This is a genomic window from Stenotrophomonas sp. (assembly GCF_031995405.1).
Lineage (GTDB): Bacteria > Pseudomonadota > Gammaproteobacteria > Xanthomonadales > Xanthomonadaceae > Stenotrophomonas.
In genome coordinates, this window is sequence record NZ_DAMAGC010000145.1 from 1 (window position 1) to 9496 (window position 9496).

Sequence of the window (9496 nt, forward strand, 5' to 3'; positions counted from 1 at the left end):
CGTATCCGCAGCTGAATATCCGATCCCTTACGCGGCTGGACGCGATTGCCATCTACCGCCGGGACTTCTGGGCGCGCGTCCAGGGCGACAACCTGCCTCGTGCCTTCGCCTTCCAGGTGGTCGACGCTGCGGTGAACCACGGCATCGGCAATGCGGTCCGGTGGATGCAACGCGCTGCCGGCGTTGCTGACGACGGGGTAATTGGCCCCCGCACCATGGCAGCCGTCGCCGCGCAAGACCCCGCCGACCTGGTGCTGCTGTTCAACGCCGAGCGGCTGGAGTTTTACGCCAAGCTGGGCACCTTCGACACGTTCGGCAAAGGCTGGACGCGCCGCGTGGCCGGGAACCTGCGGTACGCCGCCAAGGACAACTGATGGCCGCCGCACGGACGAAGACGGCCAAGCTGTCACCAGTCAGCCAGCTGCAGGGCGTGCTGACGATCCTGGACGGCAAGGCGAAGATCCCGACGGCGGAGCTGCTGGGGTCGATCCGGGAAATGGTCGGGGACGCGCTGGCGGTGCTGCAGGAGCCCGACCCGGCCAAGCAGCGGATCGCCTTCGTGTTGTTGGCCATCCAGCAGTCCACATCGGTGTCCACCAAGACCGTGCGAGGCAAGCTGCTGCACCGGGTCACGATCATTGACCAGTCCCTGTACGCATGGGCGATTTCGGAGATCCACGGCATGGCAGGTGCGCAATGACGTTCGCAACCCGAAACATCGGCACCGCCCGATTCGGCATCGCCATGATCATCCTGGCGCTGTATGGCTCGGCTGTCTTCGTGGCCATCTACACCCCTGTGCCGCCGGAGAACCGCGAGATCTTCGCCGGCCTGGTCGGAGGCCTGAATCTGGCCTTGGGCGGCGTCATCTCCTACTACCTGACCGGCGCTCGCCGGAACACTGGAGCCTGAAATGAACCGGACGCTCATTGCTGTGCTGGTCTTCGTTGCTTGGTCGGCTGCCATGTTCGGAGCTGGCTGGGCGTGGCGAGGTGATCGCGCCGAGGGCGCTGAAGCCCAGCAGCAGGCCAGCACCAGCGTCGCGGTGGTCGAGCAGGTCAACCAGACCCGCGCCACCGAACGCACCCAGGCCGACAAACTGGCCGCCATCGGAGTGAAGCATGAAGAAGATCGCGCTGCGGCCCCGGCCGTCGCTGATGCTGTTGTGGCTGACGTGCGTGCTGGTGACCTCCGGCTGCGCGACGGGTGGGCAGGCTGCGAAACCCAGCGTCTGTCCGACGCTGCCGCCGCCACCGTCGAACGTGATGCGGCCGCCGAGCGCCGAGCAGACTTTGCGGGGGCTGTTGTTCGAGCCGGCCGCGACGCCGACGACCAGCTCCGCGCCTGCCAAGCCGTGATCGCAGCGGACCGCGCCGGGAGCGGTTGATGGCCGACAAGAAGGTCAAGCTCAAGGACCAGCTGGGCCGCGTCGTCAGGCTCGATAGCGGCGATGCTGGCGCGACCCTGGGCAAGAACCTGTTCGGCCCTGATGGCAAGCTGCTCACGGCGGCGCAGATCATCAACCCGCCGGCCAGCCAGCAGAACGCGGTGCCAACCCTTTGGAAGCTAATCCGCGAGATCCCGGCCAACGTCCAGAAGCTGGCCGCACTCGTCGGCAAGGGCTTCGCGGTTCGTCGGGATGACGGCGAATGGGCGCTGCGCACGCTGCAGGAAGGGACCGGCATCGACATCGGCAACCCCGACGGGGAGGCCGGCAACCCTACGATCGGCCTTGAGGATCTGCCCGACAGCGGTGCCGGCGCGCTGATCGCGATCACCCGGGACGCGAAGGGCAGGGTATCTGGCACGCGCGCCGCGACGACCACGGACCTTGCCGAGGGCACGAACCTCTACTTCACCGCCGCGCGCGCCGACGCCCGGATCGCCGCCCAGAAAGGTCAGCCTAACGGTGTCGTCCCGCTGGGTGCCGACTCGCTCATCCCTACGGCCTATCTGCCGCCCTTGGCGCTGACCGACGTTGCCGTGGTCAACAGCCAGGCTGCGCAGCTCGCCCTCGTCGCGCAGGAAGGCGACGTGGCGGTGCGAACGGACATCAGCAAGAACTACATCCACAACGGCGGCACGGCCGGCACCATGGCCGACTGGACGGAGCTGCTGACGCCGGCAGCGCCGGTGCAGTCCGTGAACGGTCAGACCGGCAACGTCACCCTCGCCGCCGCAGATGTCGGCGCCGCAACCGCGGCGCAGGGGGCAAAGGCCGACAGCGCGCTGCAGTCGATCGTGCCGGGCACCGGCATCACGGTGAACAACGCTGATCCGCGCAACCCGGTCGTCAGCGCGTCAGGTCAGGCTGGCACTTTCGCGTCGCGCCCCTCTGCGACGTCGGTCCCTGCAGGAACGATCTACTTTGCGACCGATGCGCGCGAGGAATACATTTCCAATGGGGCAGCCTGGGTCCTTCTTCCCAGCGGGGGTAATGAGCTGGGCTATGCCGAGCGCACGTCCGACTACTCGGTTGCGGCAGGAACCACAACAGATGTGCCTGGCTTGAGCGTTACGTCGGTTGTTGGCATGGGGGACGTGTCGGTCAACTTCGGCGGCACCATGGTGATGGCCATGACTACGGCCGGCGAATACGCCAACCTGATCCTTTACGTGGATGGCGTCTATACCGCGCAACTGCTGGCACGGGCGGTGGGCGATTACATCGTGGTTTCTCGGAATTGCAGGCTCACCGGGTTCACTCCCGGGACCCCCCATACCTTCAAGATCGGCCTGCAGAGCGTGGGGGGCGCTGCGGCGACCCTGGCGGGAAGGTCAGAAGATCGCCCCTATATTCAGGTCGTGACGCTTTGATCTGGACAAGCCAGGGCGTTGGCCGCTATGCGCCTGGCGAGGTAGACGTTCAGTGCCGGACAGTGGGCGTCCGGGCGAGCGATGCGGTCATTTTTCTGCACGGCTATGAGCCTCAGGGAGCGACAAACTGGCAGAACAGCCCGGCGAATGTGGCGATCATGCGAAGCCTTTGCGAGGCTGGCGCCCTGGTTATCAGCGTGGATGCTGGGGGGCAGAGCACGTGGGGAAACGGAATTGCGATGGCATCGATTTCAAAGGCCGTCACCTTCGCGCAAAACCTTGCAGGCGTGATCAGGGTATCCCTGGTGGGCCAATCAATGGGGGGGCTGAACGCCTTGATCTGGGCCAATAGCAACCTGTCTCTCGTGAATTCGGTGGTGACGTTAATCAGCGTGGTCGACCTCTGGGACGTGCATCAGACAGACCCCGGATATGGCTCAGCTATCGATGCTGCCTATGGCGGGGCCTATAGCGAGGCCTCGATGGGCACCGCGCGAAACCCGATGACCATGGCTGATGCCGGTCTGTTTTCGAGTTCCGTACCGCTTCAAATGTGGTATGGGACGAGCGACGCGCTTTGCCGGCCACAGTTTGCTACGCGGTTTGCCAGTCGGATGCCCAATGTTGACCCCAGGCCAGTAGCAGGCGGACACGAACTCGCCACGATTGGGCGCGTAGACCCCAATGCAGTGGCAGCCTTCGCGCTGTCCCATCGTCGCATCCCGTGAGACGCCCGGGCGTATCCTGCCCGGCATGCCGTTGCCCCCCGACTTCCGCTGGATGAGAGCCGCTGCCACCGCCCACAGGGAAGAGGTGATCGCGTTCGAGGGGGTGTGGGTGGTGCGGATGTACCAGGAGGCCTGGGGCCTGCCGTACATTGCAGGGCTGGACCAGCACCTGCCGCGCGAGCAGCAGACCCACCGGCTGTGCACTGGCTACGAGCAGGGGCGGGTAGGGGCGGAGATGTGGGTCCAGCGGCACCAGGAGCGGCTGCGGCGTGAGGTACAGCAGCTGCGGCGGCTGAAGGCTGTGGCCCCGCCGAAGCTGCCATAGCCCGCTCCGCAATGGGAAATGGCCTCAATCGGATCAGTCACTTACGAGCGACTATCCGGTGTCCCATGCGGAGCGGGAAAACGTGGCAATCCCTTGTGGTGCAAGAGTTTTCCAGCAGACTTTTAATCTTTTGGTCGATGGTTCGAATCCATCACGGCCCACCAATTGCGGTATTGAAAAAGGCGCCCTCGTGGCGCCTTTTTTACTGCACAAGGAGCCGGATCAACGATCAGGCCGCATCGGGCCATATTTCCCTGACTCGATGCCCGACACGCGTGCCCCGTCAGCGGTCCGCGACCTTGGGTCGCAGATCATCCACCAGCCGCTTCCTGCTGCTGCGCGCGTACTCTGCCGGCGAGAAGGGCATCGCAGCGCGGGCATAGTCATCGATGAGCTGCAGCAGCGCGGCGGGGGAGACTTCCGAGGGTGCGGGATCGCTGCCGTCGCCGGTGAGCGCGATGAGCCTCTCCTGCAGAACCTCCTTTCGCACGATGCCGGCACCGGTGGACGGGTCCGACACACACAGGCCGAAGGTGCCGCTGGCGAAGTGGGGCAGGTACGCCTGGATTTTTGCCTCCACCACGGTCGGATCATCGAACCACGCCTGCAGGGCATCGCGCAGTTCGGCGGTCAAGGTGGATAGCACGGCGTTGCGTTCGTCGCCGGGCATCGCGTGCAGGGCGATCTGCACCCATCGTGTGTACTCGGGACGGAAGTAGTCTCCCTCCAGCACCTCGCTGATCGGGATGACGCCGAACGCGGCCGAGCGGATCGTGCCGTGCTCGCAGACGTACGTCGGATTGGGCAATGCACCGGCCATCACCAGGGTGTCGAGGCGTTCGACAGTGGTGCCGGCCAGCGCCGCCAAGGTGGCCTTGTCCACGAAGTGATCGTTCAGATACGCCGCTAGTGTCATCGTTGTTCCATGGTTGGCTGAACATGCAGGACGCCGGAGCGCTCACTGCGTCCGGCGACGACCGGCATGGTACGACGCTTCGCTGGCAGGAGGACCCGCCGCGATCCGGCCGGTCCGGCGGTTTGGCTGCACTGGGGGGACTCGGCCATCCGCCGTGCTGGGGCCTTGGTCCAGCGGCACCGACTATGGCTACAATCGGGTCATCCCGGTAGCTCCCGGGCGCTGACCAAGTGCCACACAGTGAAGATTCTGCTGACAGGAAGTTCTGGCCGGGTCGGCCGCGCGATCTTCGGTGCGCTCGCCGCGCGGCACGAGGTCGTCGGTTTCGACCGCAACCCGTTCAATACCACCCGGCACGTGGCCGACCTCACCGATGCGCGGGCCCTGCGCAACGCGCTGGTCGGGGTGGATGCGGTCATCCATTCGGCGGCGCTGCACGCGCCGCATGTCGGGCTGGTCCCGGACAGCGAGTTTCACCGCGTCAATGTGGAAGGCACGCGCACCCTGGCCATGCTGGCGCGCGAGGCCGGGGCAACGCGCTTCGTGTTCACCAGCACCACGGCGCTGTATGGGCATGCGATCGTGCCGGGGCGCTGTACCTGGATCGATGAGCGCACCACGCCGCTGCCGCGCACGGTCTACCACCGCTCCAAGCTGGCGGCCGAACATTGGCTTGAAGACGCGGCCAGCCCCGGGTTCCAGGTGCGGGTGATCCGCATGTCGCGCTGCTTCCCTGAGATCCCCGAGCGCCTGCTGCTGTACCGGCTGCACCGTGGCATCGATGTGCGCGACGTTGCCGATGCGCATGCGGCCGCGCTGCACAACACCGGCCCGATGTTCCAGCGCTATATCGCCAGTGGGTGGACGCCGTTCGGCCCGGAGGACTGCGAGCGCCTGGTCAGCGATCCCCGCGCGGTGCTGGCGCGGCGCTGCCCGCAGTGGCTGGCCGAATATGACCGGCGTGGCTGGACGCTACCGGTGGTGGATCGTATCCACGATGCCAGCGCGGCCAGCATCGGGCTTGGCTGGCGCAGCCAGCGTGGCCCGGAGGCGATCCTGGCGCAGCTGGAAGCGCGCTCGATCGAGGTGTTGCCGCAACCGGTGCGTGAGAAGGCCTGCGTGATGGAGTGAGGCGCGGGTGGGGAACGTTCCCACGATGGCCCCGTTGTGCGGACTGCATAGGCGAAACGTCTGGACGCTCGGCCCGTAATCGCTCGACGCGTTATCAAGATTCACTGCCCAGTGCCGGGAGGATGCACCGGCAACTGCGAGGCTGCGCATGTCGCGCAGCCTCACCACACCTGCAGCTGCATCGGTTACTTCTGCTGCGGATTCTTGCTGGTGTCTTTCTGGTCCTGTTCCTGCTTCTGCTGCTTGGCCAGCGTGTCCTTGCGCTCCTGCTCCTTCTGCTGGTCAGTCTGGGCGGCGGCATTCTTCTGGACGTTGTTTTCGTTGTTCTGCATGTTGGACATTGCATTACTCCACTACGACGTGATGTCGTGCGATCGATACTGGACCGGGTGCTGTTACGCAGCGGTCGCCCATGCATGAGGGTGGGGTTAGGGCCGGCCTGAATACGGTCGCGCATAATGCGTTTCCGGCCCTTTGGCCATGCGATGGATGACGGCGACAGATGGCAGCATTCCCGACCTGTTTCACGCAGCGCCTCACACTTCGCCTTGCGCTGCTGTGCATGGCACTGATACTGGCGTCGGCGGTGCAGGCGAGCGAGCGCAACAGTGGTGCAGGTGCCTCCGCTGCCACGCCGCTGGTGATCGGAGAAACCTTCACCCTCGACTCGACGGTGCTGGGCGAAACCCGTCGCATGACGGTCTACCGGCCGAGTGCCTGGAACGTACCCGCGAGCGATCCGCTGCCGGTGCTGTACATGCCCGATGGCGGGATCGGCGAAGACTTCCTGCACGTGGCCGGTCTGGTCCAGGTGCTGGTCGGCAATGGCGGCATGCGCCCGTTCCTGTTGGTCGGCATCGAGAATACCGAGCGTCGCCGCGACATGACCGGGCCTACCGACGTGCCGGAGGACCGGAAGATCGCGCCGCGCGTGGGCGGGTCGGCCGCGTTCCGGCAGTTCCTGCGTACCGAGCTGATGCCGCAGGTACGTCAGCGCTATGCCACCACCGGGGAGAGCGCGGTCATCGGCGAATCGCTGGCCGGGCTGTTCGTGGTGGAAACCCTGCTTCGCGAGCCGGATATGTTCGATACCTATATCGCGCTGGATCCGAGCCTGTGGTGGAACCGTGGACAGTTGGCCAATGATGCTGTGGCATTGCTCACCGCGCACGCAACGCAGGGCAGGCAGCTGTTCGTGGCCAGCAGCAACGAGCCCGATATTGCCCGGGCCAGTGCCCGGCTGAGCGCGCAGGTGAGTGCGAACGTGCCAGGTGTACGCGTGCATTACGTACCGATGCCCGCCGAAACGCACCAGACCCTCTACCATCCTGCCGCGTTGCAGGCATTGCGCACGCTGTTTCCGCCGACGACGCCCGCGCCCTGAACGTGGTGGTCGTGCACACCACGCTGGCTGTGCGGGGCGCACAATAGGGCGTCTTTTTGCTGACTGATGTTGGAGGTGCCATGAACCGTTTCGTCCTGCTGGGTGTGGGGGCGCTTGCGCTCGCGGCCTGTTCCAAGCCTGCGCCGTCCGATACCACCACGCCCGCACCCGCGCCGGGTCCTGCTGCAACGACGCCTGCGCCGACCACCGCGCCCGCAACCACGGCGGCCGAGCCGACCCTGCAGCCGCCGTCATTCGATTGCGCCAAGGCACAGTCCGAGTCGGAAAAGCTGGTCTGTGGTGATGCCCGTCTGGCCGCGCTGGACCGCCAACTGGCGGCCCTCTACAAGCGCGTGCAGACCAGCCCGGACGAACTGGATATCGCCGCCGAACAGCGCGGCTGGGTGAAAGGACGCGATGCCTGCTGGCAGGCCGTGGACCGCCATCGCTGCCTGGTCGAGTCCTACCAGACCCGGATCGTCGAACTGAACATCGGCAGTGGCGGCGTGCCCGCACCGACGCCGGTGAAGTACCAGTGCGATGACGCCAGCAAGCCGGTGAGCGTGCTGTTCTACAACGAACTGGATCCGCAGGCGGCGGTGGTCAGCTGGGGCAGGGACCAGGCCATCGTGTTCCCGGCCCAGGCCGCCAGCGGCAGTCGCTACACCCGCGAGGGCGTGGAATTCTGGGAGCACCAGGGCGAGGCTACGCTGGATTTCTACGGCACCACGATGAGCTGCAAGGTCGCCGGCTGACCCTGCGTGCCGGCGTGCCCTGGCGGCCGCCGGTCGTCGTCAGCGCACGCGGCGGTAGCGGACTTCGTTCTGGCGGTCGCCGACTTCGGTGGTGACAAAACCATCGCGGCTCTGGCTGACGTCGAACACGCTGCTGCCGACATTGAGCTGCCCACCATTGACCCAGCCGGAAAGATTCTGTCCGCGCGCCTGCGCGGACATGCGCCCGTCATTGTCGATGCGCATGCGGATGTCGGCGCCGTAGATCGGGTTGTAGCCCTCGAACTCGCCGATCATCCAGCCGGGCACGTACGAGGTATGCCGTGCGCCCTGGTAGGTGTCGTCGCTGTAGCGGTCGTCCTGCTTGTTGGCGTTGTGCACCAGGGCGCCCAGGATCGCCGCGCCGACCAGCACGCCGGCGGCGACCTTGGCATCGTGGTTGTCGTGGTCGTCATCGTCGTGGCGCGAGCCACCGTCGTGGACGCGGAACGAAGCTCTGCAGCCATCGTCCACCCAGACCTCGCGGCGGTCGTAATCCCAGCTGCGGCCTTGCCGGCAATCGGCGCCGGACAACTTGCGGTCCAGGGTGACATAGCCGGCGCGTGGCAGCGGGCAGGACTGGTAGCGGTTGTCGCGGCTTTCGCAGGTGACGAACTCGTCGGCGCGCGCCTCCGACAGCGCGGCGGCCAACAGCAGGGGAGCGGTCAACAGCAGGCGGGTCTGCATGGTGCGGTTCCGGCAGGAGAGGGCACGGTCGAACGATGCCATCAATGGATGAAAACCGGATGAAGAGGTAGGCTCTTCCCGCGCCAGGTCGGTGCGATGGCTGCAGGGGGCCAGGATGCGCGGTCACGGACGATCTGGCGTCATCCTGTGGTCGATGATGCTGTTGGCGGGGCTCTCGAGCCTGGATGCCTGGGCCGGCAATACGCCCTGCTCGGGCCGCAAGGGCGGGGTATCGCATTGTGCGGCGGGCCAGTTCGTCTGTGACGACGGCTCGATCAGCGCATCGCGGAAGCTGTGCACCGGGGCGTCGGGCGGCAGTGGTGCGCGCCTTGCGCCTGCACCGCCGGCGGCGGCGGGCGGGTGTCCCTGCAGTACCGGACAACTGTGTACCGGGCCGCGTGGCGGCCGCTATTGTCTGACGCCAGCGGGAAACAAAAGCTACAGGCCGCGCGACTGAGCGGCGGCCGGCTCAGGCCGCCTGGCCCACATCCTGCTGCTGGAAACACGCGCGGATCGCATCGAGCAGTTCGCTCATGCAATAAGGCTTGGGCAGGAAGTGGATGCCCTCGCGCAGCTGCGCGGTCACCGTGGCCGGGTCCATGCCCGAGGTGACCAGCACCGGCAGGCTCGGTTGGTACTGCTTGATGCGGTGGGCCGCTTCGATACCGCTCAGGCCGCCCAGGCAGACATCGGTGAATACCAGGTCGAAGCGCTCGCCGGCCTGCAGCAGGCCCA

General features: G+C 66.1%; 14 protein-coding genes. 10 read left to right on the top strand and 4 right to left on the bottom strand.

The annotated features are described in order from the left end of the window. From RTO53_RS17860 to RTO53_RS17890, 7 genes are all read left to right on the top strand, one after another. Positions 1-374 (top strand): putative peptidoglycan-binding domain-containing protein (locus RTO53_RS17860; protein ID WP_312239057.1); only part of this gene is annotated, 374 nt, incomplete at its 5' end. Next, a complete protein-coding gene (locus tag RTO53_RS17865; RefSeq protein ID WP_312239058.1) occupies positions 374-700 on the top strand; it encodes a hypothetical protein in 327 nt (108 codons plus the stop codon). The genes RTO53_RS17860 and RTO53_RS17865, both read left to right, overlap by 1 nt. After that, positions 697-912 carry a hypothetical protein gene (locus RTO53_RS17870; protein WP_312239059.1) on the top strand — a complete coding sequence of 72 codons (216 nt, stop codon included), beginning with the start codon at positions 697-699 and terminating at the stop codon, positions 910-912. The genes RTO53_RS17865 and RTO53_RS17870 overlap by 4 nt, the downstream gene beginning before the upstream one ends. Before the next feature lies 1 nt (position 913). Beyond that, positions 914-1387 (top strand): lysis system i-spanin subunit Rz, encoded by a 474-nt coding sequence (locus RTO53_RS17875; RefSeq protein ID WP_312239060.1) that lies wholly within the window; start codon positions 914-916, stop codon positions 1385-1387. Next, positions 1387-2817 carry a hypothetical protein gene (locus RTO53_RS17880; RefSeq protein ID WP_312239061.1) on the top strand — a complete coding sequence of 477 codons (1431 nt, stop codon included), beginning with the start codon at positions 1387-1389 and terminating at the stop codon, positions 2815-2817. The genes RTO53_RS17875 and RTO53_RS17880 overlap by 1 nt, the downstream gene beginning before the upstream one ends. Positions 2818-3056: 239 nt before the next feature. Beyond that, positions 3057-3545: a hypothetical protein gene (locus RTO53_RS17885; RefSeq protein ID WP_312239062.1), complete on the top strand. Its 489-nt coding sequence runs from the start codon at positions 3057-3059 to the stop codon at positions 3543-3545. A gap of 52 nt (positions 3546-3597) precedes the next feature. Then, positions 3598-3870: a hypothetical protein gene (locus RTO53_RS17890; RefSeq protein WP_312239063.1), complete on the top strand. Its 273-nt coding sequence runs from the start codon at positions 3598-3600 to the stop codon at positions 3868-3870. 283 nt (positions 3871-4153) lie between these two features. On the opposite strand, the gene RTO53_RS17895 is transcribed toward RTO53_RS17890, so the two are convergent. Then, positions 4154-4786: a DUF6058 family natural product biosynthesis protein gene (locus RTO53_RS17895; RefSeq protein WP_312239064.1), complete on the bottom strand. Its 633-nt coding sequence runs from the start codon at positions 4784-4786 to the stop codon at positions 4154-4156. A gap of 240 nt (positions 4787-5026) precedes the next feature. Between RTO53_RS17895 and RTO53_RS17900 the strand changes: the two genes are divergently transcribed. Then, positions 5027-5917, top strand: a complete 891-nt coding sequence (locus tag RTO53_RS17900) for an NAD(P)-dependent oxidoreductase (protein ID WP_312239065.1) — start codon at positions 5027-5029, stop codon at positions 5915-5917. Positions 5918-6102: 185 nt separating this feature from the next. Here RTO53_RS17900 and RTO53_RS17905 read toward each other — a convergent pair whose 3' ends face one another. Next, the gene (locus RTO53_RS17905) at positions 6103-6258 is read right to left on the bottom strand and encodes a hypothetical protein (protein ID WP_312239066.1); all 156 of its coding nucleotides are present in this window, start codon (positions 6256-6258) and stop codon (positions 6103-6105) included. Between the two features lie 221 nt (positions 6259-6479). On the opposite strand from RTO53_RS17905, the gene RTO53_RS17910 reads away from it, so the two are divergent. Together RTO53_RS17910 and RTO53_RS17915 are read left to right on the top strand one after the other, a co-directional pair. Continuing rightward, positions 6480-7301: an alpha/beta hydrolase-fold protein gene (locus RTO53_RS17910; RefSeq protein WP_312239067.1), complete on the top strand. Its 822-nt coding sequence runs from the start codon at positions 6480-6482 to the stop codon at positions 7299-7301. 80 nt (positions 7302-7381) lie between these two features. Then, positions 7382-8056 carry an MliC family protein gene (locus tag RTO53_RS17915; RefSeq protein WP_312239068.1) on the top strand — a complete coding sequence of 225 codons (675 nt, stop codon included), beginning with the start codon at positions 7382-7384 and terminating at the stop codon, positions 8054-8056. A gap of 39 nt (positions 8057-8095) precedes the next feature. On the opposite strand, the gene RTO53_RS17920 is transcribed toward RTO53_RS17915, so the two are convergent. Further along, positions 8096-8761 carry a DUF3011 domain-containing protein gene (locus RTO53_RS17920; protein ID WP_312239069.1) on the bottom strand — a complete coding sequence of 222 codons (666 nt, stop codon included), beginning with the start codon at positions 8759-8761 and terminating at the stop codon, positions 8096-8098. A 469-nt stretch (positions 8762-9230) separates the two neighbouring features. Then, a partial coding sequence (locus RTO53_RS17925; protein WP_312239070.1) for a response regulator occupies positions 9231-9496 on the bottom strand: 266 nt, incomplete at its 5' end.

Excerpts from the sequence above, each read along its gene's own strand:
- RTO53_RS17875 (WP_312239060.1), top strand. The coding sequence starts at position 914 with ATGAACCGGACGCTCATTGCTGTGCTGGTCTTCGTTGCTTGGTCGGCT.
- RTO53_RS17920 (WP_312239069.1), bottom strand. The coding sequence starts at position 8,761 with ATGCAGACCCGCCTGCTGTTGACCGCTCCCCTGCTGTTGGCCGCCGCG.
- RTO53_RS17870 (WP_312239059.1), top strand. The coding sequence starts at position 697 with ATGACGTTCGCAACCCGAAACATCGGCACCGCCCGATTCGGCATCGCC.
- RTO53_RS17895 (WP_312239064.1), bottom strand. The coding sequence starts at position 4,786 with ATGACACTAGCGGCGTATCTGAACGATCACTTCGTGGACAAGGCCACC.
- RTO53_RS17885 (WP_312239062.1), top strand. The coding sequence starts at position 3,057 with ATGGCATCGATTTCAAAGGCCGTCACCTTCGCGCAAAACCTTGCAGGC.
- RTO53_RS17905 (WP_312239066.1), bottom strand. The coding sequence starts at position 6,258 with ATGTCCAACATGCAGAACAACGAAAACAACGTCCAGAAGAATGCCGCC.
- RTO53_RS17865 (WP_312239058.1), top strand. The coding sequence starts at position 374 with ATGGCCGCCGCACGGACGAAGACGGCCAAGCTGTCACCAGTCAGCCAG.
- RTO53_RS17890 (WP_312239063.1), top strand. The coding sequence starts at position 3,598 with ATGAGAGCCGCTGCCACCGCCCACAGGGAAGAGGTGATCGCGTTCGAG.
- RTO53_RS17880 (WP_312239061.1), top strand. The coding sequence starts at position 1,387 with ATGGCCGACAAGAAGGTCAAGCTCAAGGACCAGCTGGGCCGCGTCGTC.
- RTO53_RS17915 (WP_312239068.1), top strand. The coding sequence starts at position 7,382 with ATGAACCGTTTCGTCCTGCTGGGTGTGGGGGCGCTTGCGCTCGCGGCC.
- RTO53_RS17910 (WP_312239067.1), top strand. The coding sequence starts at position 6,480 with ATGGCACTGATACTGGCGTCGGCGGTGCAGGCGAGCGAGCGCAACAGT.